Source organism: Neotamlana laminarinivorans, from assembly GCF_020523925.1.
Taxonomy (GTDB): Bacteria; Bacteroidota; Bacteroidia; order Flavobacteriales; family Flavobacteriaceae; genus Neotamlana; species Neotamlana laminarinivorans.
Genome location: NZ_JAJAPW010000004.1, coordinates 41,841 through 66,422, shown reverse-complemented (window position 1 = coordinate 66,422; position 24,582 = coordinate 41,841). Strand labels below are relative to the sequence as shown.

Below are 24,582 nucleotides of genomic sequence, written 5' to 3'. Positions count from 1 at the left end.
TTTAAGAATTTCCTTTTTTGTAATCTTCTAAAAATTTAGCTAAACCAATATCGGTTAATGGGTGCTTTAATAAACCAGTAATTGATTTTAATGGCCCAGTCATTACATCGCTTCCTAACTTAGCACAATCGATTACGTGCATTGTGTGACGAATTGATGCAGCTAAAATTTGAGTATCGAAAGCATAGTTATCGTAAATCTGACGAATTTCGGCAATTAAGTTTAAACCATCTGTAGAAATATCATCTAAACGACCTAAAAACGGAGATACATAAGTTGCTCCTGCCTTAGCAGCTAATAAAGCTTGACCAGCAGAAAACACTAATGTTACGTTGGTTTTTATTCCTTTATCTGAAAAATATTTACACGCTTTAATACCATCGGCAATTAAAGGTAATTTCACAACAATTTGTGGGTTTAAAGCCGCTAAAGCCTCACCTTCTTTTACCATACCATCAAAATCTGTAGAAATTACTTCGGCACTTACGTCACCTTCAACAATTTCACATATTTTTTTGTAGTGGTTTATTATATTTTCTTCGCCAGTAATACCTTCTTTAGCCATTAAAGATGGGTTTGTTGTAACACCATCTAATACACCTAAAGCTTGTGCTTCTGCGATTTCATCTAAATTGGCAGTATCAATAAAAAATTTCATAGTTTAATATTTTATTTTGTTTGTAAATACGCTAATACTTCTTTGCTTACTTTCTCTCCGGTAAATCCAAATTTATCATCAAGTACAGAGGCTGGTGCAGAATAACCAAAATGCTCTAAACCAAACACTTTTCCTGCATCACCAACTAAACCTTCTAAATTTACAGGTAAACCAGCAGTTAAACCAAATAGTGGTTTGTTTTTAGGAATAACACTATTTTGATAATCTTTAGGTTGTTGCTTAAATAAACCTTCAGAAATTACAGAAGCAATACTTACTTTTAAGTTATGGTCTGCTTCTAAAATTTCGGCAGCAGCAATTAAAGTAGAAACTTCCGATCCGTTAGCCACAAGAACAATATCTGGATTTTCAACTTCTTTTACCAAATAACCTCCTTTTTCGGCAGCTAAAGCGGCTTCGTAACGAGAACCTTCAGCAGGAACGTCTTTTATACCTTGACGCGATAAAATTAAACCAGAAGGTGTATCTGTATTTTCTAAAGCCATTTTCCAAGCTACGCTAGTTTCTGCAGAATCTGCAGGACGTAAGGCTAAGAAACTTTGTTTATGGCTATGGTTTTGCATTTTTTCCAGCAAACGAATTTGAGCTTCTTGCTCAATTGGCTGGTGTGTTGGGCCATCTTCACCTACTCGGAAGGCATCGTGCGTCCAAACGTATTTTACTGGTAATTCTTGAATTGCACTTAAACGAATGGCTGGTTTCATGTAATCTGAGAATACAAAGAAGGTTGCCACAACAGGAATTACACCACCGTGTAACGCAATACCGTTGGCAATACAAGCCATAGTTAATTCGGCAACACCAGCTTGTAAAAACGAACCGCTAAAATCGCCCTTTTGTAATGCAGAAGTTTTCTTTAAGAAACCATCTGTTTTATCTGAATTTGATAAATCTGCAGAAGACACAATCATGTTTTCTACATTTTCAGCTAAATAAGCTAACACATTTGATGATGCGGCTCTGGTTGCTAAACCAGCTTTATGCTCTATTGAAGCAAAATCTAATTCTGGTAATTTTCCAGATAAGAAAAAGTCTAATTTCTCGGCTAATTCTGTATTATCTTGTTTCCAAGCAGCTATTTCAGCTTTTTTAGCTGCTGCTTGTTTTGTTTTTTCTACGATTAAATCTCTGTAAAACGCTTCAACATCATTAAAAATATCGAATGGCTTTTCAGCATCAGCACCTAAATTTGCTAATGTTTTATGGTAATCGGCTCCGGTTGCTCCAATTGGCTTACCGTGTAATTCGCAATGACCTTCGTACATATCGCCATTTGAAGTTACACACCCTTTACCCATTATAGTTTTACCAATAATTAAAGTTGGTTTCTCGGTTTCGTTATTAGCATCGGTTAATGCTTTACGAATAGCATCGTGGTCGTGACCATCAATAGTTACTACTTTCCAACCCCAAGCTTCATACTTCATAGCTGTATCTTCGGTAGTTACCTCGTCTGTAGACGTTGATAATTGAATATCGTTAGAATCGAAGAACATAATAAAATTGCTTAAACCTAAATGTCCTGCAATCCTACCTGCACCTTGCGATATTTCTTCTTGAATACCACCATCGGATATGAAACCATACACTTTATGGTTAATCCAATCGCCAAAACGTGCCGCTAAAAACTTAGTAGCAATTGCTGCACCAACACCCATTGTGTGTCCTTGACCTAATGGTCCCGACGTGTTTTCTATACCACGTTTTACATCGACCTCTGGGTGACCTGGAGTAATTGAACCCCATTGTCTGAAATTAGAAACATCTTCTTTTGAGTAGTTACCCAATAAATAATATTGTGCATACATTAATGTAGATAAATGCCCTGCATCCATAAAAAAGCGATCTCTAAATGGCCATTCCATATCAGAAGGATCGTAATTAAAAAACTCCGAATATAAAATGTGCATAAAATCTGCGCCACCCATTGGTCCTCCCGGGTGTCCAGAATTTGCTTTTTCTACCATAGCAACGGCAAGTGCACGTATATTATCTGCTGCTTGTTGATCTAATTTCTTGTTCATTATTTTAAAGGTTCTAGTTTAATGGTGTTGTAACAATTAACCTCACAAAACTAAGGTTTTTTATGTTAAAAGCAGTTGCTTTTAGCACGTATTAAACTAATATTAATAGTTTTTACAATGATTTTAACAACTACGATTGTGGCGCAGTTGCTTTATATATAATTGCGTTCGATTTTGTTTGAATTGTATATTGACTTGTTGCTGCTAAAAAAGCGGCTTGCCCCTTAGCTAAACCAACTGTAGTTTCTCCTTCGTTTACTTCTGCCTCACCTTCAATTACAATAATAATTTCGGCTGTTTTTGAAGTGCTTTTGTAAGTTTTTGAAGCTTCTAAAGAAATTAAACTTAATTGAAAATCGGGTGCTGGCGATTTATAAATACGTTCTATTCCATCGGCCTGTAAATCGCCTTGCATAACGTTTGGAACCGTTTCATTAAAAGCCACGTGTTTTAATAATTCTGGCACATCTACATGTTTTGGTGTTAAACCACCACGCAACACGTTATCTGAATTTGCCATAAGCTCCATATTTTGACCTTCTAAATAAGCATGAGGAATTCCTGCATCTTGAAACACCGCTTCACCTTTATTTGCTTTTACAATATTGAAAAAATAAATAGAGTAAATACCTTTATCTAAAACCGAAGCATCATCGGCAGAATCTACTGCTTTGGCAGCCCAATAATCTGGCGATTGTTTTTCTAGCTTTCCGGCTTTGTATAAGGGTAAAATTCTATCAACTAATGGCTGTAGTACTTTGTTGGTTTCTTCTTGAGGTTCTTCCATAACCGTTTTATACAAACCGAAATAGCCTTCAGCTTCAAAAACAGATATTAAATGTTTAAATTCTGGAACAGACTCTAAAACCGCTTTTAATTTGGCTTCCGTTAAAAAACCGTGTAATAACCAAAACTCACTTAAAGCTACCATTATTTCTGGCTTATGGTTATCATCTTTATAATTACGGTGTTTTGCGGTTAAAGGTATACCTGCTTCATTTTCTTTTTTAAACCCTTTTTCGGCTTCAACTTTTGTAGGATGCACTTGTATAGATAACATATCGCGTACATCTAAAACCTTAAACAAAAATGGTAAGCGACCAAAAGCACTGGCAATGTTATCGCCTAATACCGAATTTAAGTTATTTGAAATGTAAGTATCTAACGTTTTATCACCTTCAGTAGTTTTTATAGTTGATGGCGCTTTACTATGTGCACCTAACCAATATTCGGCACATTGTTCGCCATTGGTTTTAACATCTAATAAATTAGGAATGTATTGTGTACCTCCCCAAGCGTAGTTTTGTATTTGTCCTTCTACTAAAAATAGTTTAGCCATTTTTGCTGTATTTAATTCTGGTGTAAAATTAACAGCTTAATTACTTAAAACCAATATTAACGTAGCTTAATAACAAAAAAGAATAAATTATTAAATATAGTACAACAAAGCTTTAAAATTTCGGTAAAATTTCTTCCTGTATTTAATATGTATGAAGAATTTTTAAATGTGTAAACAAAAAAAGACTCTCCATTTAAAATGAAGAGTCTTTTTTGTTTAGTGCGGGCGGAGAGACTCGAACTCTCACACCTCGCGGCACTAGATCCTAAGTCTAGCGTGTCTACCAATTCCACCACGCCCGCAATATGTATTCCCGATTACTATCAAGAATCGGGATGCAAATATAATCAAGATTTTTAAATTGCAAACCTATTCGCATTAAAAAACACACTTTTTTTATACTTTTGAAACGAACTTTTTAATAACACCAATGCAAAACATTCAATCTTACATAAAAGAACATAAAGACCGCTTTTTAAACGAGCTTATCGAACTATTAAAAATACCATCTATTAGTGCAGATTCTACTTATAAAAACGATGTATTAAAAACAGCAGAAGCCATAAAAACAAGACTCGAAAAAGCCGGTTGCGAAATTGTTGAAATTTGCGAAACCGCTGGCTACCCCATTGTTTATGGCGAAAATATAATAGACCCAAACCTACCAACTGTTTTAGTTTACGGGCATTACGATGTACAACCACCAGACCCAATAAATTTATGGGATTCTCCGCCTTTTGAACCCGTTATTAAAAAAACCGAGCTACACCCTGAAGGTGCAATTTTTGCACGCGGTGCCTGCGACGATAAAGGCCAAATGTACATGCATGTAAAAGCTTTAGAGTTTATGACGGCCAATAACGAGCTACCTTGCAACGTAAAGTTTATGATCGAGGGCGAAGAAGAAGTAGGAAGCGCAAACCTAGCAACATTTGTAAAAAATAACCAAGAAAAGTTAAAAAACGACGTTATTTTAATTTCCGATACAGGCATGATAGCCAACGATGTGCCATCAATAACAACAGGATTACGCGGACTTAGTTACGTTGAAGTTGAAGTAACCGGACCAAACAGAGATTTACATTCTGGACTTTATGGTGGCGCAGTTGCCAACCCTATAAATATATTAACTAAAATGATTGCTTCGTTACACGACGAAAACAACTATATCACCATTCTTGGGTTTTACGATAAAGTTGAAAACCTAAGCGATGCCGAACGCGCAGAAATGGCAAAAGCACCTTTTTCTTTAGAAAACTATAAAAAGGCTTTAAACATTGAGGCTGTTTATGGCGAAACCGGCTACAGCACCAACGAGCGCAATTCCATTCGCCCAACCCTAGATGTTAACGGTATTTGGGGTGGCTACACAGGTGAAGGTGCTAAAACCGTAATTGCAAGTAAAGCTTATGCAAAAATTTCAATGCGCTTAGTTCCTAATCAGGATTGGGAAGAAATCACCGAATTATTTCAAAAACACTTCGAAAGCATCGCTCCAAATGCAGTAAAAGTAAAAGTAACACCACACCATGGCGGACAAGGTTATGTAACACCAATAAATAGCATAGGTTACCAAGCCGCAAGTAAAGCCTACCAACAAACCTTCGGAAAAACCCCAATACCTCAGCGTAGCGGCGGCAGCATACCTATTGTATCGCTTTTCGAGCAAGAACTAAAAAGCAAAACCATTTTAATGGGCTTTGGGTTAGACAGTGACGCCATACACTCACCTAACGAGCATTTTGGAGTTTGGAATTACCTAAAAGGCATAGAAACCATACCGTATTTCTATAAATATTTTACAGAATTAAATAATTAAAAATTGGGCGTTACCCCGCTTCTCATGGCGGGGTCGCGCTATACACTACTAGTTTTGGCTCAAAGCGGCTGCTCACCAAAAGCTATCCGTTTCTATCGCTAACGCAAAGCAGAACTTCAATGAAAGATACAAACTATCAAAATTTACTTTTTCTATTATTATCAACTCTGCTTTTAAGCACCTCTGGTCCGTTAGGCAAATTTATAAACCTAGATCCACCAGTAATAATATGGTCTCGCTGTATTCTTGCAAGCCTCTGTCTTTTTATTTTTTACTCCATTAAAAAAGTAAACTTAAAGTTAAGCTCAAAAAAAGATTATATAACTCTTGTTATTAGCGCATTATTTTTTGCAGGACATTTAATAACTTATTTTTATGCCTTAAAATTATCAAATGTTGCTATTGGCATGTTATCGTTATTTACTTACCCAATGATAACCGCACTAATAGAACCTATTTTTATAAAAGTTAAATTCGATTCTGTATATATACTTTTAAGTTTAATTGTGCTTTTAGGTTTATATATTCTATCACCAGAATATAGTATAGAAAACACTTACTTTGAAGCCATTCTGTTTGGTTTGCTGTCGGCTTTGTTATATGCTTTACGAAACATAATTTCAAAAAAACTGATATCAAAATACTCAGGAAAAAGCATTATGTTTAACCAATTGGTAGTAATTAGCATTGTATTATTTCCAGTAATATTTTTATTCGACACCCAAAATATAAGTACGCAATATCCGTATTTAATAATGCTTGCGTTAATTACAACAGCTATTGGCCACACCATGCTTGTTAGCAGTTTTAAACATTTTTCGGTAAGTACAGCTAGTATAATTAGCAGCCTACAACCTATATTCGGAATAATACTTGCCTTTATATTTTTAAACGAAAAACCCAATATAAACACCTACATAGGAGGTAGTTTAATTTTATTAACGGTAATTATTGAGAGTATTCGAGAGCAAAAAAGAAAAACCTAACTTTTCTTGTAACAAAACATAACTTTTAACATTCTAATAGACTATCAATCAAATCACAATCAAGTTAAGTTAAAGCATTTTAATGGGCTTTGGGTTAGATAGCGACGCCATACACTCGCCTAAAGAGCATTTTGGAGTTTAATTTAAAAGACAGTCTTCAGGTTTTTATTTTTATACGTCTTAATTTAATTCTGTGATATTTTTCAACCGTTCTCATTTTACAATCGATAAACTTCATTAAAATGGAAGCTAATCTTTACGCTATCGACAGACAAAAAAAAGTTAGGTCTCAAAAGTAATCATAAACAAAAAATAGAATTTTCTTTTACAGGATCTACAACAAATGAGCTTTGTATTTTTGCAATACCATCAACAACAGATAGTTTTTCATTAATGAAATGATGAAATTCAGAAATATTCCCTACCACAACTTTTAATAGAAAATCAAAATTTCCTGAAACATGATGACACTCCATTATTTCAGAAAGCAAGCAACTTTGCTCTTTGAAGTTATCTAATAGTTCTTTTTTATGCTTCAGTAAAGAAACTTGGCAATATGCCAAAACATGCTTTCCAATTTTATCTCTATCAAGAAGAACAACATGAGATTTTATAACCTGTTGTTGTTCTAATTTCTTAATCCTCTCATAGGTTGGTGTAACGCTTAATCCAACTTTACTGGCAATTTCCTTAGTGTTTTGTTTAGCATTCTTTTGAAGCTCCATTAATATTTTTCTGTCGATTTTATCCATACAAGATTATTTTTCTGAATTCATACAGTCCCAAAATACAAAATAGTTCAAAATCACTGTATTTTTCAAATATAAGAACATATTTTCTGTATTCATATAAAAAATAGATTTTAAAACTAATTAATACTAGTTTTACAGCTTTAACAACACAAAGAAGAAGACTCAAAATAAACTTTGAATTTTATTTTTAGATACCATTAAATTTTACATTAAAGAAAATAAACAACGGTTTTTAGAGGAGCTTATTGAGCTTCTTAAACGCCCTTAAATAAGTGCAGATTCAGCTTAACAAAAATGATGTTTTAATAACCACAAATACCATGCTTTAAAAGGCTTGTATACAATTAACCACTAAGAATCCTATATGAGAAAAAGATACACATCTAGTCTTGCAACGCTTTTATTCGCTGCTCTTTTAATTAGTACTTCTGGGTCTTTAGGTAAATTCATAAACCTACCTATACCTGTTATAACTTGGTGGCGTTCATCATTGAGTGCCCTATTTCTTTTTCTTTTTTGTAAAATAAAAAAAATTGATTTAAAGATTAAATCCAGGAGAGACCTTATCACAATCCTTTTAAGCACTATATTTTTAGGCATTAGTTGGATATCTTATTTCTATGCCTTAAAACTCTCTAATGTTGCTTTGGGAATGTTATCTCTATTTACATTTCCGGTTATAACTGCATTTTTAGAACCCCTATTCAGCAAAACCAAGCTCAGCTCAACACATGTTATTCTAGGAATAATAGTGCTAGCTGGAATTTACATTTTAGCACCAGATTTTGATTTTAAAAACACTTATGTGAAAGGCATTCTTTTTGGCGTTTTTTCGGCAGTTTGTTATGCTCTTAGAAATTTAATGCTAAAACCATATGTTTCAAATTATCATGGTTCGGCCTTAATGACCTATCAGACCCTATTTCTAACCATTCTGCTCATTCCAGTAATTTTCTTGATGGATACTGTAAACACTACAGAACAGCTTCCACACTTGATAATTCTGGCTCTTATTACAACGGCTATTGGCCACACATTATTTGTAATGAGTTTAAAACATTTTTCTGTTAGTACAGCAAGCATTATTGGAACAGCACAACCCATTTTTGGAATTATAATTGCTTTTTTATTCTTAAATGAATCACCATCAATCAACACCTATACTGGCGGAACACTCATCCTTGGAACGGTGATTATAGAAAGCATTCGGTCTAAAACAAACTGATTTTTTCCTGAATATTGTAACAAAACACCAGCTTTAACGTTCTAATAGTCAATCAATCAAAAAACGAATATATTATGTTAAAGCAATTCTTCATCATTTGCTCTGGCGCAGATACCGATATTTTAGAACAATGCTCTAAAGGCGAACAAAATAAATATGCGGGTATAGGCGCTACAGTTTTCTTTACAGCCGTTATGGCTACAATTGCAGCTAGTTATGCTCTATTTACTGTTTTCGATAGTTTATATTCTGCAATACTTTTTGGCTTAATCTGGGGTTTACTCATTTTTAATTTAGATCGATATATCGTTTCAACCATTAAAAAAAACGGCAATTTTACAGATGAATTAATTCAAGCCGCACCAAGAATAATTTTAGCACTAATTATTGCCATAGTCATCTCGAAACCTTTAGAACTTAAAATTTTTGAAAAAGAGATTAATCAAGTGTTATTAGAAGAGAAAAATGCCCTGACTTTAAGTAACAAAAATCAAATTGCACAACAATTCACTCCCAAAATTGAAGCTTTAAATCGTAATATTGATTCATTACAAAGTCAAATAAACCGCAAAGAAGCCGACGTAAATGCCCTTTACAACGTTTATATAAATGAAGCTGAAGGAACAGCAGGAACAAAACGCTTAGGCAAAGGCCCTGTGTATAAAGAAAAACGCGATAAACACGATGCTGCTTTAGCAGATTTACAACAACTAAAAACAGAAAACAAAGCAAAAATTGAAACTATTGAAGCCCAAATAGCTCAAGCCGAAATCGATTATGCAAACCAAGTAACCACCTCACAACCTATTATTGATAATTTTGATGGCTTGATGGCACGAGTAAATGCTTTAAATAAATTACCTTGGCTACCCTCATTTTTTATTTTTCTACTATTTCTAGCCATAGAAACCTCACCCATTTTTGCAAAGTTACTATCTCCGCGAGGCGCTTACGATTTTAAACTTGAAGACCAAGAAATGGCATTAAAAACAAATGTGCTAAAAAACAAAAATGAACGAAATTTAATTATAGAAACAGAAACCGCATTAAACAACCGTATTTACAACGATATTAAAAGCGAAGACGAGCTCTACAAATACAAACGACAAAAGGCTCAAGAACTTATGAGACTACAAGCCGATGCTTTTTATAAAAAACAAAAACACATATTGTAACTAAGCTGCAGAATTAGAATTGAAATGGTTGTATAAATCTTTACAACCGTAACCAATAATAGATAATTTTTTATTTTGTTTTAACGCTTCAAAATGTAGTTGTGAAATTGCAGCTACACCATACTTATCTATACTTTCAACACCTTCAACACTTATAGTTATAGAATCAATTTCTTTAAAAATGTTGTTAAACTCAGCCTTGAAAGAATAAGCGTTTTTCTTGTTTAAATGACCTTTTACTTTGTAAAAATTATTATAGCCAGAAATTTTAAAATCCATATTACACAGTTTAGTAAATTAAAATAAATTTGAGGGAGTGTAGATGATTGTTTTAAAGGTAATTATATTTTAAACTTTATTCACTATTTTATCGACAAACTGATTTTTACTCTAGCTGAAAAAAAGTTTTATGTTGATTAAATCGATGAATAGCATCTTAAATTTTGCTATTTTTACTATTATAAAACTTAAAACAAATCACTTTAAATGAAAAAAATCATTTTAACATTGTGTTTATTTACTGTTTGTATTGGTTTTTCACAAACTGAAGAAAACGATAAAAAAGCCATACAAAAAGTATTAAAAAAACAACGTTTAGCTTGGTCTAAAAACGATATTGAAGGTTTTATGGAAGGTTACTGGAAAAGTGACTCACTAACCTTTTACGGTGCTAACGGTGTTGTAAATGGCTGGGTCGCAACTTTAAAGCGCTACCAAAGAGCTTACCCAACTGAAGACCACACTGGTATTTTAAGTTTTAAAATTAATGCTATTAACAAAATTGAAGCTAATTCGTACTACGTTTTAGGCGAGTACCATATAAAGCGAGAAGTAGGAAATGCCGATGGTTTTTTTATGGTCGTTTTTAAGAAAATAAATGGCGAATGGAAAATTATAGCTGATACTTCTGGTTAATTTTTAAGCTTTGTAATAGTTTATTATGCGCCTCTATATCGACTGGCTTAAAAACTATTTTTGTTGAAACTGGATATTTTTCAAGTAACTGTTTTGGTCTAATTGGTCGTTTTACAAAATCACCGCCACAATTAGGGCAAACATGCTGCAAAACAGTTTCTACGCAGGCTATACAAAATGTGCACTCGAAAGTACATATCATCGCATCTTTTGCATCAAATGGTAATTTTTTATTACAGTTTTCGCAAGTTGGGCGTATTTCTAACATAAAAAAGGAATAACTATTAAAACTCTAATAACAAGTTAAGCTTTTTAATTCACTTTCTAAATTATTTTTATTTTAATAGTTATTCCAATAATTTTAAATTAAACCACCGTTTGCGCCAATAACTTGTCCGGATATCCACTTAGAGTCGTCGCTAGCTAAAAACACAACAACTCTTGCAATATCTATTGGTTCTGCCAATCGGTTAAAAGCAATCATACTTTTTAATTTATCGATAGTTTCTTGCGATTTTCCGTTTAAAAACAAATCGGTTGCAGTAGCTCCGGGAGCTATGGCATTAACCGAAATGCCTCGACCAACTTCTTTAGCAAACACGCGAGTCATTTGCTCTACAGCTGCTTTTGTAGCAGAATACAACGCATATTTAGGGAACATAAGTTTTACTGTACTCGATGAGAAATTAACAATAATACCATTATCTGACAGTTTTGTTGCAGCCTCTTGCATGGTATTAAAAACTCCACGCACATTAACATCGAATAATTTAGTAAAATCGTCTTGGGTGTTATCTTTCAACAATTTATTATACATAATGCCCGCATTATTTATTAAAACATCTACTTTACCAAAAGTTTCAATGGTTTTATTAAACAAAGCTTCTACATCTTGTTTATTGCTAACATCTGCTTTTACAACAATACATTCACCACCTTTATTGATTATTGTATTTAAAGTTTCATTGGCTTCAGCTTCACTATTAGAATGATTAATAACAACTTTTGCACCGTTTTTTGCTAATTGTATTGCCACTTCTTTACCTATTCCTCGCGAAGAACCTGTAACTATAATAACTTTATCTTGTAATGTCATAAGCTTATAATTTTAATGCAATTAATTTATCTGCAATTAGTTTTAAATTTGATTCGTTAAACTCTGGATTTGGTGCTAAAGGATATAATTGAGCTCCTGGTCTGCTAATAAAAGCGCCTCGCCATCCTGCCCAAAGTGCTCCTGCAATATCCCAACCATGAGCTGCTACCAATAAACATTCTGATGATTTTATTTTCATTTTTCGTGCTGCCCAATCGTAAGCATCTGCATCAGGTTTGTATTTTCCCATATCTTCAATACTTAATCGCTCATCAAAATAATCTAATAAACCGGCATTTTCAAATTGAGTTTTAACACCAATGTTAGATGAGTTTGTAAAAGACACCAATTTGTAACCAGCATCTCTTAATTGTTTTAAAGCTTCTTTTACTTCTGGATGTGGTGGTATAGAACGTAACGGACCTAAAATGGCTTCTTGAGCTTCTTTTTCTCCAATTTTAATACCATGATTTGCTGCTACCATTTGTAAAGCCGCAGCACCAATTATCCCGAAGTCGTTGTATTGCCTACCTACTGTTGTTACCAACGAATATTGTAACATGGTTGTAAACCAAAGTGATAATAAATCGCTACGTCCGTTAAGTTTATCACCTACATTTTTTCTCATAGCTGTTAAATCTAATAGCGTTTCGTTTACATCAAAAAACAACACTTTAGGACGGCTTGATAATTTGGACTCTTCTTTTCTTTTATCTTGACTTAAAGCATTGGTAAAATTTGGCATTGTTACTCCTGCAACTCCAAGCATTGCAGTGTTTTTAATAAAGTTTCTTCTGTTGTTTTTCATAGGTTATGGTTTTATTATTAAAAAACATTCTTAGCAGTATGTTTTTGTGTAAAAAAATTTTATGCTTTTAATTGATTTAAATATAATTTTAAACCAGATATGTATTGATTTAAAATGTCATCATCATTATATAATTTTCTAATACCTCTAATGCCTTCAAAAGCACTAATTAAATACACCGCTACGGCTTCGCTAGAAATATTTTGCTTAATACATTTTTCGTTTTTACCACGATTAATTAAAGTAATTAAAGCGGCTTTCCAAGTTTCAACAATATGTTTAAGTGCCGACTGATACGCGGTTTCGTAATTCCCAATTTCATTAATAAAATTATTCATGGGGCAACCATTTTGCTTATCGTAGAACGGAAAAGATTTTATTCTGTTTAAAAAGGTTTTTTCAAGAATTTCCATTGGGTTTCCTGCATCGCTTAATGGTAAAATCATACCATCATAAACGCGCTTTCTCACTTTAAGCTCTATAACTTCTAAGCCTAATTGTTCTTTATTTTTATAGTGATGATAAAATGCGCCTTTAGTAAGTCTTGCTGCCTTTACAACATCGTTTATACTTGTAGTTTTAAAGCCCTTTTCGTAAAATAACGTAAAAGCTTCTTGAACAATTTGTTGCTTGGTTAATTGCGATTTTAATTCTTGCTGCATGCTGTAAAGTTATAAAAAATACCAACTAGTATGTTTTTATTATAAAAAATTTAACTTGTATGTTTACGTTGTTTTTTAGTTTATGAAAATGAAATACAGTTATAAAGTAATTTTAATGGTAGTTTTAGCAGCCATAACCATTTATGGCTTGGTTACTGGCCGCTATTTGTTTTTGGCTTTTATGTTTCCGTTTGGATTTAACCTTTTTAAAAAGAAAGACGAGAATTAGGTTTTCTTTACATAATCGGTAACAATTACAATGTGTTGCCCATCGACTTTACCTTCAATATATTGCGCGTTATCACGATCTAATCGAATATTTCTAACGGCAGTACCTTGTTTGGCAACCATGCTGCTTCCTTTTACTTTTAAATCTTTTATTAACACAACAGAATCGCCATTATCTAAAATAACACCGTTACTATCGCGATGTATCACTTTTTCGCTTTCGTCTTTATCTTCGCCCGTTGCTCTGGCTAATGCTAAAGCTTCATCGCTTAAATACATCATGTCCAGTAAATCTTTTGGCCAACCTTCATTACGTAACCTTTGCAACATACGCCATGCCATTATTTGTACCGCCACGTGTTCGCTCCACATACTATCGTTTAAACAGCGCCAGTGGTTAGCATCCATATCGGTTCGTTCTTCAATTTGATCTAAACAGATTTTACAGATTAACACATCGTTATCTACATTTTCGTTTAACGATGGTGGAATAGTATACTGACTTAATTCGGTTGTAGATTTACACAACTCGCAGCAATCGCCACTACGTTCTTTTAGTGTTTGTAATACACTCATTATTTTTAAAATTTAATTTTCTAATTCTTTCTGAAGCTTTTTAGGTAAACTTTTAACAACCAAATTATAAGATTGATCTATAAGTTCTTTTACTAAAGCCGGAGGCACTTCGTTTTTATGTAATTGAATGGTGTTCCAATGTTTTTTACTCATGTGGTAACCTGGTTCTACGGCTTCATATTCCGCGCGAAGCTCCAAAGCATAATCTGGATCGCATTTTAAGTTTACAGATTGCAAGCCTTCTTCCCATTTTTTTAACGAGGATAAAGCGAACATTTTACCCAAAACTTTAAAAACCAACACATCTTCATCGAAAGGAAAATGTTCGGTAACCGATTTTTTATTTAAGCAATAGGCTCTGTATTGTTCTATATTCATAAGCTACAATAGTTTTTCCATGAGCTTTTCTGGATGACTTAAATCTGTAAAACCAAATTGTTTGTATAAACCGTGGGCATCTTTTGTTTTTAACATCCAAACTTTACAATCTTGCAAATCTTTATGCATTGTAACGGCTTCCATTAATTTTTTTGAATAGCCTTTACCACGATATTCCGGAAGTATAAACACATCCATAATATAAGCGAAAACCGCATAATCTGTTGCAACGCGTGCAAAACCAATTTGCTCATTATTTAAATACACACCAAAACACAAACAGCTATTTATTGTTGTTTGTACTTGCGCTACGGTTCTTCCTTTTGCCCAATAAGTCTGACTTAAAAATTGATGAATTACAGAAACATCTAACTTATTTTTATCGGTAGATATTTCGAACATTATTTTAACTTTTTAGGTTCTACGCTATCTATTTCTAAAGATGAATAATCTAGTTTCCACCCAATAGTTTCAACAATGGTTTCAATAAGTAAAATAGTTTCAAGCGCTTCTTTTTGTGCTATTTCAATTAAACCACTTTCTGGTATTTTTTCTTGAATATGAAGTTTAGCTTCGTTGTGTAATCCGGTTAAATCCGTCGCTTCAAACCTATTAAAATAGCCATCTTTTTTATCGTAATAATTTAAATTCGTTTCTATTGAAAGTACTTCGGGTTGCGGAAAATGCTTCAAAATAATTCTTTTCTTATCATTTTCGGCTTCAATTTTAATTTTAGCTAAATCGTAACCTACATGCGCCTTGGCGTTTATTACAACTAAGGCTTTTTTCTTACTTGTTATTAGTTTTAAAAAACGTTCTTTAACATCTTCGTAATGATAAATCTCGGCAAAATCACCTTCAACAGTTATAAACTTACATACCTTTTTAATCTTATCTATTAAAATGGTAGACTGCGAGTTTACTAAATTTTTCTTTTTAAAAGATTTTACAACAGTAACCACACCAGTAGTTACCAAAACGCCAATTATTATACCTAAAAACGCTTCCATAAAGTTTTAAAGTTTACCCAAATGGGTGTTTTTAAAATCAGTAATATACTTTAATCCGTAGCCAAAAACTCTATCGAAACACGAATGCGAAAAAAGTATAACACCAATTAATTTTACTATATCGTTTTGCAAATAAACGCCTAAAAAATAGAATAAAATAGCAATGCCTTTATGATGAAACACATTGTAAGCATAAGCACCAATTTTAGGGTTTACAAGATAGCCTAACATGCCAATATCTGGAGTTAATAACAAGCCAACAAACCACCACCAACTTAAATTTAATTGTGAAAACAAATACATACCCAAAACAAACATGAGTAACTCTTCTAGTTTTAAAACGGTTTTCATTAGCTTAAAGTTTTATACAGAATGGGTTTACTTGGCGTAGCATCATTTTCAAAAGGTGCGATTTGCAGGTTTAAAAAATACTCGCCGTCTTCAATTTTATTAGACACATAAATAAACTCGGTTATTGTAGCATCTAAACGTAATTTGCCTTTTGTGTTCCAAAAAGCATTATGCCCTAAAAGCTCGCCGCCATCTTTTTCTTTATCAATACTTGGTAAATCTATTAGTAAATGTTTAATGCCTTTTTTAACTAGAAATTCTACAGCATCGGCTTGTAAATACGGCCAATTGGTATTGGAGTACTGACGTGACAATTTTTCGCGAGTATTAGGAATAGTACGAATTACCAAAGCATCACGCTTTTTATTACCTAAAGCAAATTGTATTTGCTTTTTCGAGATAACACTATCGTCGTTAAACGTTTCTGGAGCCACGGTAATAACTTCAGCTAAAAAGAAAAACTGCTTTAAATTCTGGTTTATAGAGTAAACGTCCTTTGTAATATGCCCAACCGTTTCGGTGTGCGTACCATGCGCATGAGGATTAAAAGAAATATTATTAAAATTAACACTAGCACCCTCTGCAACACTAATTATAAAATCGCCTTCTTTTGCAGGTTCTATCTTGGGTTCACCCACATACCAAGCATTTACGTTTTTTTTAGAAGCACGCAACGGCATTGAAATATCGATGGGTTGTTTTAAATTTATTTTTAATTTTCTGGAATTATATTGAATTGTTGCAATCATGCTCAAAGATACTAAATCATGAAGAGTTCTGCCGCTATTCCATCTACCAAAAATTTTCCTTTTTTTGTAGTTACTAGCACAGATTCGTTATTTGAATTGGTTGAAATCCTTAACAAATCTTCAACTATAAATTTATTGGAGTTCTTTTTTAAATGCTGAAGGAAGCCGTCTCCAAATTCGGCTTTAATTTTATTAAACGAAACACCCCAAATGGTTCGTAAACCTGTCATAACATACTCGTTAAAAGCATCTTGTTTAGTTAAATTTTCTGTTGATAAAGGCAGCTCTTTATTTTGAATACTTTTTATGTATTTAGCATTGTTTGAAACATTCCAACTTCGCTGATTATTATAAAACGAATGCGCCGAAGGGCCAATACCCAAATAAGACTTACCCAACCAATAACTGGTGTTGTGTTTCGAGAAAAAATTAGGTTTACCAAAATTAGAAATTTCGTAATGCACAAAACCTTTTTCGGTTGTTTTTTCAACTAAATGATTAAAATGTTTAAGCGCTAAATCTTCATCGATTGGTGGGTATTTTCCTTTTTCAATAAAAGTATCTAAAGCTGTTTTTGGCTCAACAGTTAAAGCATAACTAGAAATATGATTTACCCCAAAACTAAATGCTTTCTCTAGGTTATCATTCCATTTTTCCAGACTCATATTAGGAATACCGTAAATTAAATCGATTGTTATATTATCGAAATATTTTATCGCTTCTTTTAAACATTTTTCGGCTTCAGTAGCGTTATGTGCCCTATTCATGCTTTTTAAATCGTCGTTAAAAAACGACTGAATGCCAATGCTTAATCGGTTAATTTTAGTTTCTTCCGCTAAGGTTTTTATACGCTCCAACGATAAATCGTCTGGATTCGCTTCTAAAGTTATTTCTGGGTTTTCGTAAACTTGAAACCTTGTATAAACCGCATCGATAATTTTTTGTAATTCTATATTACTTAACATCGATGGTGTACCGCCCCCAAAATAAATGGTTTCAACTACTTCACTTTTTAAAATTGGGTAACGTAATTCCATTTCGGATATTAAAGCATCAATAAGTTCATCTTTCTTTTTAAGTGATGTAGAAAAATGAAAATCGCAGTAAAAACAGGCTTGTTTACAAAACGGTATGTGAATGTAAATTCCGGCCATTATTTTTTAACTCTATCGGAATTTTGCTTCACAAAAGCATCCCAACCCGAGTAACTTTTACCAACATCTACACGTCCGGAGTTATAAAAATGACACACTGCCGCTGCTAAACCATCGGTTGAATCGAGGTTTTTGGGTAAGGTTTTTAGTCCTAGCATACTTTGCAACATTTTTGCAACCTGCTCCTTACTAGCATTACCGTTACCAGTAATAGCCATTTTTATTTTTTTTGGTAAATATTCGGTAATTGGTATTTCACGACTTAATCCTGCAGCCATAGCAACGCCTTGTGCGCGACCAAGTTTTAACATACTCTGCACGTTTTTCCCAAAAAAAGGCGCTTCAATAGCAATTTCGTCTGGGTTATGCGTATCAATTAATTCAATAGTACGCTCAAAAATAAGTTTCAACTTTAGGTAGTGGTCGCTGTATTTTTTTAAATCGAGCTCGTTAAGTTGTAAAAAAAGCATTTTTTTACCCACCACTTTTATAAGACCGAAACCCATAATGGTTGTTCCTGGATCTATACCTAAAATTATTCTTTCTTTCATTTATATTTTTAAAATCAACCACTTAAAAAGCAGCAAGTTTTTAAACGCCATTTAATTGCGTAATTTGCAAAAAATATGCGCCAACTCCCTTACAAAACTAAGCAATTCTTTTTTGTGCTTATTAAATTAAGCATTGTTGTTGGTGCTTTCTACTTTATATATTACAAACTTACTAGCAACACTTCTTTAAGTTTTGGATCGTTTATTAGTTTTTTACTAAAAAAAGAAGTTTTTACTATAAAAAACCTCGCTTTTTTGCTCTTTTTAAGTTGTTTAAATTGGTTTTTCGAAATTTTAAAGTGGCAAACTCTTGTTAGTCTCGTAAAAAAAATAAGTTTTAAAAATGCTATAGAGCAAAGTTTAGGGAGCTTAACAGCCTCATTATTTACTCCTAATCGTGTTGGTGAGTATGGTGCAAAGGCAATGTATTTTTCACGAGAAAATCGAAAAAAAATTTTACTAGTTAATTTCTGGCATAATGGTTTACAAATGCTAGTAACTACATTATTTGGTGTTATTGGACTTTTGATATTTATAAAAACCTATAAACCTGAGTTAAATTATAACAAGCTTTTTATAACCTTAGTTTTTGCCACTATTTTGTTTATTATTATAATTTTTGCTTTAAAAAAAATTAAAGGTTTTAGCTTTTATAAACCAAAAAACATTTCTAAAAATAAACTAATTTTAGGATGTTTTTATGCATTTATACGCTATACCATCTTTTCGTTTCAGTTTTATGTTTTACTTAAAATTTTTTCAATTAATATTAATTATTGGAATGCATTGACTATTATTTCTTCAATATATTTATTGAGTTCTGTTATTCCTTCTATATTTATTTTTGATGTGGTTATTAAAGGCAGCATTGCAGTTTATCTATTTTCTTTCGCCGAAATAAGCGAGTTAACTGTACTTACAGTTGTTTCTTTAATGTGGATTTTTAACTTTGTTATTCCTAGTATTTTAGGAAGCTTTTATGTGATAAAGTTTAAGCTTCCAGAACACGAAACATAGCATGATTATAATTAGTATTTTAATTACATTATCTTACCTAATTTTAATAGGTCGTTTTATTTACGGTTTTAATAAAGTTGAAACTTTTAAATTTAAAAACTTACCTCCAAAAACTAGGTTTTCAGTAATTATACCTTTTAGAAATGAAGCTGAAAATTTACCCCAACTTTTAAAATCTATAGAACATTTAAATTATCACAAACTACTTTTTGAAGTCTTTTTGGTTGATGATGAATCGGAAGACAATTCGCTAGAAGTTATTGTTAAAAGTGGTATTGATGTAATTACCATACCTAATAAACGTGAAACAAATTCACCTAAAAAAGATGCTATAAACACAGCTATTGGCTTTGCAAAAAATGAATGGGTTATAACCACCGACGCCGACTGTATTTTACCTAAATTTTGGCTTGAAAATTTTGACAATTACATACAAAACAATAACATAGATGCCGTTGTTGCACCAGTAATGTATAAAAGTAAAAACACTTTTTTAAACCAATTTCAAAACCTAGATGCCTTAAGTTTGCAAGGCGCTACCATAGGTGGTTTTGGGTTAAACAAACCATTTTTGTGTAACGGTGCCAATTTTGCATATAAAAAGTCTGTTTTTAACCAAATTGATGGCTTTAAAGGCAACGAAAATATTGCTAGTGGCGATGACATATTTATGCTCGATAAGCTTTTAAAAGTCAATAAAACCATTGGATATTTAAAAAGTAAGCACGCTATTGTTAAAACAAAAGCTCAAACTTCATGGACAAGTTTAATTTCTCAACATGTACGTTGGGCGGCTAAAACCAGTGCCTACAATAATAAATTTGGTAAAATTACAGGACTTATAGTTTTACTAATGAATGCCTTAATTATTATTGGCATTTTACTAACTATTTTAAAACTTTTAAATCCTTTTGTTTTGGTTAGTGCTGTTACTATTAAAGCTATTGTTGATTTTATTTTATTGAATAAAACAGCTTCATTTTTTAATAAAAAAAATATCTTAAAACAATATACATTAAGCTTTTTACCATACTCTTTTTTTAGTGTTTTTGTGGCTATAAAAGCTATTTTTGGTGGTTATACATGGAAAAAACGCGAGTTTAAAAAATAAAATTATTTTTTAAGTTCTCTTATTAAAAATACGTACACCGGAAAATGATCGCTAAACCCGTTTGTAAAACCGTTACTCCAGCTTTTAAATGGGTAGCCTTTATATTTACCTGAATTCTGAATAATATATTGCTTATTGTAAATACCTGCTTTGTAAAATTTAAATGAGCTATAATCTTTTTCAAGAAATGGTTTTGTTAACAAAATTTGGTCGAATAAACTCCATGAATCGCGGTAAGCTGTGGTTCCTATTCCTTTTTTAAAATAATTTTCAAATGGATTGTAAATACCTTTAAAAGCTACCTTGTTTTTATCTCTTTTTGCTTTTAAAGCATTTTTAAAACTAGCATTATTTGGGTTATCATTAAAATCACCCATTATTAAAATATTCGCATATGGGTCTTTAACTTGCAAGGAATCGGCTAATCGCTTGGTTAATTTTGCAGCGGCTACTCTTTTGGCTCTGCTTTTAGCTTCACCTCCTCTGCGAGAAGGCCAATGATTTACAATAATATGTATATCACTTTCTTCTAACTTTCCAGAAACTAGTAACTGATTTCTTGTAAATACACGTTTTTGTGTTTTGTTATCATATATTTTAAGTTCATGTGAACTTGTTGAAATAGGCGTAAAAAATGCTTTTTGGTATAAAAGCGCCACGTCAATACCACGAGCATCAGGCGAATTGTAATGCACAACACCGTAATTATGTTTAACAATTAAGGAATCGTTTATCAAATCCTCTAAAACAGTTTTGTTTTCAACCTCAGAAACACCAATAATTACCGGTGAATTATTAGTTTCATCCTTACCAATATCGGCTAAAACCCTTGCCATATTTTTAACTTTTTGTTGGTAAACAAAAGACTTGTTGGCTTTTAATTCCATCATAGGGCTGTACTCGTCCAATTTATTAGGATCGTTAATAGTGTCAAATAAATTCTCCAAATTATAAAAGGCCACAGTATGAATTTTATAATTCTTTTTTTGAGCAGTTCCTGTAAAGCAACAAAGCATTAGCAACAAAAAAACGAATTTTGCAGATTTATTTTCTTTCATTTTATAAAGTAAAAACATCAATAAAAATAAAATTTTCTTACATTTATTGATGTAATTATGTTAAAAAACACTCAGTACTTAAGGTTTTTAATTGTATTTATTTCATTTTCAGCATTTTCACAAAAAACTACATTAAAAGGGTCTGTGCTGGAAAATTACACTTACACTCCTATTATTGATGTAACCATTTCAATTAAAGACACGAACTTATATGTTTTAACCAATTCTGAAGGAATATTTTCTTTTAATGAAAACACAACATTACCTTTTGGCGAACAAACACTTATGTTGTCTAAATCAGGATATATAAGTAAACAAATACCGATTATCATTGATGAAGGCAAAACATTAGATATCTCTGGCATAACCTTAGAAAAAGACACTTCGCAAACAACCGATTTATTCACCATTTCACTTACCGATGATGAATTAAATGATGATTTTTCTGGAGCCGACAACATTTCTGGCTTACTAGCATCATCTCTCGATATATTTCAACGCACAGCGGCTTTCGAGTTTAGCGCTTCCTTTTTTCGCATTCGCGGATTAGATTCTAAAAACAGTTCTGTTTTAATTAACGCCATTGAAATGAATAAAACCTTTAACGGTAGGCCACAGTGGAGTAATTGGGGCGGTATTAATGATGTATTAAGAAACCAAGAATTAAGTGCTGGCTTAACACCTTCAAATTATACTTTTGGCGGTGTTTTAGGAAGCACAAATATTAATATTCGCCCTTCTGAAGCTCGACCAGGTAGTCGTTTAACGTATTCGTCATCAAACCGAAGTTACACCAACAGGTTTATGGCTACTCATGCTTCTGGTTTACTAAAAAACAACTGGGCTTATACTGTTTCCGTTGGTAGGCGCTGGGGAAACGAAGGCTATCAAGATGCTACAAATTATAGCGCCAATTCATTTTTTGCATCTTTAGAAAAGCAATTCAACACCAAACACAGTTTAAATTTAGCAGCTATTTACACGCCTAACCGAAGAGGAAAATCGTCACCCAACACACAAGAAGTTTACGATTTAAAAGGCATTAAATACAACGAATATTGGGGCTGGCAAAATGGCGAAAAGCGAAATTCAAGAATTAAAGAGGTGAACGAACCCATTTTTATTTTAAGTCATTATTGGAAAATAAATAACAAAACCACCCTAAACACCAATATTGGTTACCAATTTGGTAAATTAAGTAATAGCCGTTTAGACTATAACGGAACCGATTTAGTTAACAACTTTCCGCAAGGTGGCGGCAGTAACCCAAGCCCAACGTATTACCAAAAGCTACCAAGTTATTTTGAACGTAATTTTCCCGATAATTTAGAGTATGCTTATTTAGCTTTAAACGAATTTCAAGATAACGGACAAATAGATTGGAACGCCCTTTATAATGCTAATATTACAAACACCGCAAATGGTGGTAATGCTATATACGCCTTATATGAAGACCGAGTTGATGACACACAAATCAGTATAAATTCAATTTTAAATAAAGCATTAAACGAACATATTACTTTAAACGCAGGTTTAAATTTTAAATCGTTAAAATCTGAAAACTTTGCTAGCGTTCTAGATTTATTAGGCGCAAAAACGTATTTAGATGTTGATGCCTACGCGACTACAATTAATGAAGCTCAAAACGATTTACAAAACCCAAATAAACTAGTAAACGAAGGCGACAAGTTTAAATACCATTACAATATTGTATCAAAAGAAATAGGTGGTTTTGTACAAGCACAATTCAGTTATAACAAAGTAGATTTTTATACTGCTTTACATACCAAAAGCACCAGCTACCAAAGAGAAGGATTATACCAAAATGGCGGATTTCCTGATAATTCTTTAGGCAAAGGCGATAGGCTTAACTTTTTTGGCTTTGGATTAAAAGCCGGTTTAACCTATAAACTTTCTGGTAAACATGTTTTCGATATCAATGCTGGTTATGTAACCAAAGCACCAACCATACAAAACACTTACACAAACTCTCGAGAAAACCATAATACAGTGCCTAATATTTCAGAAGAACAGATTTCCTCTGTCGATGTAAGTTACATTTTCAGGTCGCCCATTGCTAAAGCTAAACTTACTGGTTACTATACAAATATTAATAATGCCAACGAAATTTCGTTCTATTTTGCCGATGGTATTGGTGGTGATAATGCGGTTTTTGTTCAAGAAATTCTTCAAGGCATTAATAAAAAACATTTAGGTTTAGAGTTTGGTGTTGAAGCCCAAGTTACGCCAACCATCAAGTTAAAAGGTGTCGCATCGGTTGGTCAATTCACCTATAACAACAACCCTAATTTATATCTTTCTTCAGAACCAGATGAAGATGCCGAAAATGCCGGTTTTATTAACGGATTTAAAGACTTTGGAAAGGCCTATTTAAAAAATTACCGTTTAGCTTCTGGCCCACAACAAGCTTTCTCTGCTGGTTTTGAGTATCGCGACCCCAATTATTGGTGGTTTGGCGCATCTGCAAACTTTTTCAATAACACATTTATTGATGTAAGTCCGTTAACAAGAACCTCAAATTTTAACACAGATTTTGATGGCATTGTTTTTAACGATTACAATGAAACCATAGCGAGAGAACTTTTAAAACAAGAACAATTTGATGACTATATGGTGGTGAATTTAGTTGGCGGAAAATCATGGAAAATCAACAAATATTACATTGGCTTATTTGCTAGCATTAACAATGTTTTAAACGAAATTTATAAAACAGGTGGTTTTGAACAAGGTAGAAATGCCAATTACAGAGAGCTTAGAGACGATAAAGCACTTGAAACTCCTGTTTTTGGATCGAAATATTGGTACGGTCGTGGCACCACCTACTTTTTAAACTTAAATGTTAGCTTTTAGTCAATAATTGGTAATAGATAAATGATAAATTCAATGTCAACCTGAATT

General features: G+C 32.8%; 27 protein-coding genes and 1 tRNA gene. 9 read left to right on the top strand and 19 right to left on the bottom strand.

Annotated elements, in window-relative coordinates; translation table 11 throughout:
• Position 1: 1 nt before the first annotated feature.
• From fsa to LG649_RS09645, 4 genes are all read right to left on the bottom strand, one after another.
• Entirely contained in the window at positions 2-658 is a 657-nt protein-coding gene (gene fsa / locus LG649_RS09660) for a fructose-6-phosphate aldolase (protein WP_226543628.1), read from the bottom strand.
• 11 nt (positions 659-669) lie between these two features.
• Complete coding sequence (locus LG649_RS09655) at positions 670-2,703, bottom strand: transketolase family protein (protein ID WP_226543627.1); 2,034 nt, start codon at positions 2,701-2,703, stop codon at positions 670-672.
• Positions 2,704-2,833: 130 nt separating this feature from the next.
• Positions 2,834-4,042: a mannose-6-phosphate isomerase, class I gene (gene manA / locus LG649_RS09650; RefSeq protein ID WP_226543626.1), complete on the bottom strand. Its 1,209-nt coding sequence runs from the start codon at positions 4,040-4,042 to the stop codon at positions 2,834-2,836.
• A 220-nt stretch (positions 4,043-4,262) separates the two neighbouring features.
• A tRNA-Leu gene (locus LG649_RS09645) sits at positions 4,263-4,344 on the bottom strand.
• Between the two features lie 128 nt (positions 4,345-4,472).
• On the opposite strand from LG649_RS09645, the gene LG649_RS09640 reads away from it, so the two are divergent.
• Both LG649_RS09640 and LG649_RS09635 read left to right on the top strand, forming a co-directional pair.
• Positions 4,473-5,861: a dipeptidase gene (locus tag LG649_RS09640; protein WP_226543625.1), complete on the top strand. Its 1,389-nt coding sequence runs from the start codon at positions 4,473-4,475 to the stop codon at positions 5,859-5,861.
• 119 nt (positions 5,862-5,980) lie between these two features.
• Positions 5,981-6,847: a DMT family transporter gene (locus LG649_RS09635; RefSeq protein WP_226543624.1), complete on the top strand. Its 867-nt coding sequence runs from the start codon at positions 5,981-5,983 to the stop codon at positions 6,845-6,847.
• A 299-nt stretch (positions 6,848-7,146) separates the two neighbouring features.
• Here LG649_RS09635 and LG649_RS09630 read toward each other — a convergent pair whose 3' ends face one another.
• A complete protein-coding gene (locus LG649_RS09630; protein ID WP_226543623.1) occupies positions 7,147-7,599 on the bottom strand; it encodes an Lrp/AsnC family transcriptional regulator in 453 nt (150 codons plus the stop codon).
• 364 nt (positions 7,600-7,963) lie between these two features.
• Between LG649_RS09630 and LG649_RS09625 the strand changes: the two genes are divergently transcribed.
• Positions 7,964-8,824, top strand: a complete 861-nt coding sequence (locus LG649_RS09625) for a DMT family transporter (protein WP_226543622.1) — start codon at positions 7,964-7,966, stop codon at positions 8,822-8,824.
• A 74-nt stretch (positions 8,825-8,898) separates the two neighbouring features.
• Positions 8,899-9,999: a DUF4407 domain-containing protein gene (locus tag LG649_RS09620; protein WP_226543621.1), complete on the top strand. Its 1,101-nt coding sequence runs from the start codon at positions 8,899-8,901 to the stop codon at positions 9,997-9,999.
• On the opposite strand, the gene LG649_RS09615 is transcribed toward LG649_RS09620, so the two are convergent.
• The gene (locus LG649_RS09615) at positions 10,000-10,278 is read right to left on the bottom strand and encodes an STAS domain-containing protein (RefSeq protein WP_226543620.1); all 279 of its coding nucleotides are present in this window, start codon (positions 10,276-10,278) and stop codon (positions 10,000-10,002) included. It abuts the gene before it with no gap.
• A gap of 207 nt (positions 10,279-10,485) precedes the next feature.
• Here LG649_RS09615 and LG649_RS09610 point away from each other — a divergent pair, with 207 nt between their 5' ends.
• Complete coding sequence (locus LG649_RS09610; protein WP_226543619.1) at positions 10,486-10,914, top strand: YybH family protein; 429 nt, start codon at positions 10,486-10,488, stop codon at positions 10,912-10,914.
• Here LG649_RS09610 and LG649_RS09605 read toward each other — a convergent pair.
• From LG649_RS09605 to LG649_RS09590, 4 genes are all read right to left on the bottom strand, one after another.
• On the bottom strand, positions 10,892-11,182 hold the full coding sequence (locus tag LG649_RS09605; protein WP_226543618.1) for a DUF1272 domain-containing protein: 291 nt from the start codon (positions 11,180-11,182) through the stop codon (positions 10,892-10,894). The two genes, LG649_RS09610 and LG649_RS09605, sit on opposite strands and share 23 nt — an antisense overlap.
• A gap of 93 nt (positions 11,183-11,275) precedes the next feature.
• Positions 11,276-12,010, bottom strand: a complete 735-nt coding sequence (locus tag LG649_RS09600; RefSeq protein ID WP_226543617.1) for a glucose 1-dehydrogenase — start codon at positions 12,008-12,010, stop codon at positions 11,276-11,278.
• Between the two features lie 4 nt (positions 12,011-12,014).
• Positions 12,015-12,818 (bottom strand): haloacid dehalogenase type II, encoded by an 804-nt coding sequence (locus tag LG649_RS09595; protein WP_226543616.1) that lies wholly within the window; start codon positions 12,816-12,818, stop codon positions 12,015-12,017.
• 59 nt (positions 12,819-12,877) lie between these two features.
• Positions 12,878-13,480, bottom strand: coding sequence for a TetR/AcrR family transcriptional regulator (locus LG649_RS09590; protein ID WP_226543615.1), 603 nt, complete (start codon positions 13,478-13,480; stop codon positions 12,878-12,880).
• A gap of 88 nt (positions 13,481-13,568) precedes the next feature.
• Here LG649_RS09590 and LG649_RS09585 point away from each other — a divergent pair, with 88 nt between their 5' ends.
• The gene (locus LG649_RS09585; protein WP_226543614.1) at positions 13,569-13,709 is read left to right on the top strand and encodes a hypothetical protein; all 141 of its coding nucleotides are present in this window, start codon (positions 13,569-13,571) and stop codon (positions 13,707-13,709) included.
• Here the strand turns inward: LG649_RS09585 and LG649_RS09580 are convergent.
• Genes LG649_RS09580 through ruvC form a run of 8 tightly spaced genes read right to left on the bottom strand, consistent with a single transcriptional unit; the run spans position 13,706 to position 18,477 of the window.
• Complete coding sequence (locus LG649_RS09580) at positions 13,706-14,284, bottom strand: PhnA domain-containing protein (protein ID WP_226543613.1); 579 nt, start codon at positions 14,282-14,284, stop codon at positions 13,706-13,708. The genes LG649_RS09585 and LG649_RS09580 overlap by 4 nt on opposite strands.
• Before the next feature lie 12 nt (positions 14,285-14,296).
• Positions 14,297-14,662, bottom strand: coding sequence for an MmcQ/YjbR family DNA-binding protein (locus LG649_RS09575; RefSeq protein ID WP_226543612.1), 366 nt, complete (start codon positions 14,660-14,662; stop codon positions 14,297-14,299).
• Between the two features lie 3 nt (positions 14,663-14,665).
• Positions 14,666-15,064, bottom strand: a complete 399-nt coding sequence (locus LG649_RS09570) for a GNAT family N-acetyltransferase (protein ID WP_226543611.1) — start codon at positions 15,062-15,064, stop codon at positions 14,666-14,668.
• Positions 15,064-15,672 carry a DUF4230 domain-containing protein gene (locus tag LG649_RS09565; RefSeq protein WP_226543610.1) on the bottom strand — a complete coding sequence of 203 codons (609 nt, stop codon included), beginning with the start codon at positions 15,670-15,672 and terminating at the stop codon, positions 15,064-15,066. Before LG649_RS09565 ends, LG649_RS09570 begins: the two co-directional genes overlap by 1 nt.
• 6 nt (positions 15,673-15,678) lie before the next feature.
• Positions 15,679-16,023, bottom strand: a complete 345-nt coding sequence (locus LG649_RS09560; RefSeq protein WP_226543609.1) for a DUF4260 domain-containing protein — start codon at positions 16,021-16,023, stop codon at positions 15,679-15,681.
• Positions 16,023-16,772 (bottom strand): cyclase family protein, encoded by a 750-nt coding sequence (locus LG649_RS09555; protein ID WP_226543608.1) that lies wholly within the window; start codon positions 16,770-16,772, stop codon positions 16,023-16,025. The genes LG649_RS09560 and LG649_RS09555 overlap by 1 nt, the downstream gene beginning before the upstream one ends.
• 11 nt (positions 16,773-16,783) lie before the next feature.
• On the bottom strand, positions 16,784-17,926 hold the full coding sequence (gene hemW / locus LG649_RS09550) for a radical SAM family heme chaperone HemW (RefSeq protein ID WP_226543607.1): 1,143 nt from the start codon (positions 17,924-17,926) through the stop codon (positions 16,784-16,786).
• Positions 17,926-18,477 (bottom strand): crossover junction endodeoxyribonuclease RuvC, encoded by a 552-nt coding sequence (gene ruvC, locus LG649_RS09545; protein WP_226543606.1) that lies wholly within the window; start codon positions 18,475-18,477, stop codon positions 17,926-17,928. The genes hemW and ruvC overlap by 1 nt, the downstream gene beginning before the upstream one ends.
• A 75-nt stretch (positions 18,478-18,552) precedes the next feature.
• On the opposite strand from ruvC, the gene LG649_RS09540 reads away from it, so the two are divergent.
• Positions 18,553-19,494 (top strand): hypothetical protein, encoded by a 942-nt coding sequence (locus LG649_RS09540; RefSeq protein WP_226543605.1) that lies wholly within the window; start codon positions 18,553-18,555, stop codon positions 19,492-19,494.
• Position 19,495: 1 nt separating this feature from the next.
• Positions 19,496-20,605 carry a glycosyltransferase gene (locus LG649_RS09535; RefSeq protein ID WP_226543604.1) on the top strand — a complete coding sequence of 370 codons (1,110 nt, stop codon included), beginning with the start codon at positions 19,496-19,498 and terminating at the stop codon, positions 20,603-20,605.
• A gap of 2 nt (positions 20,606-20,607) precedes the next feature.
• On the opposite strand, the gene LG649_RS09530 is transcribed toward LG649_RS09535, so the two are convergent.
• Complete coding sequence (locus LG649_RS09530) at positions 20,608-21,663, bottom strand: endonuclease/exonuclease/phosphatase family protein (RefSeq protein WP_226543603.1); 1,056 nt, start codon at positions 21,661-21,663, stop codon at positions 20,608-20,610.
• 57 nt (positions 21,664-21,720) lie between these two features.
• Between LG649_RS09530 and LG649_RS09525 the strand changes: the two genes are divergently transcribed.
• Positions 21,721-24,534 carry a carboxypeptidase-like regulatory domain-containing protein gene (locus LG649_RS09525; protein WP_226543602.1) on the top strand — a complete coding sequence of 938 codons (2,814 nt, stop codon included), beginning with the start codon at positions 21,721-21,723 and terminating at the stop codon, positions 24,532-24,534.
• Positions 24,535-24,582: the final 48 nt, after the last annotated feature.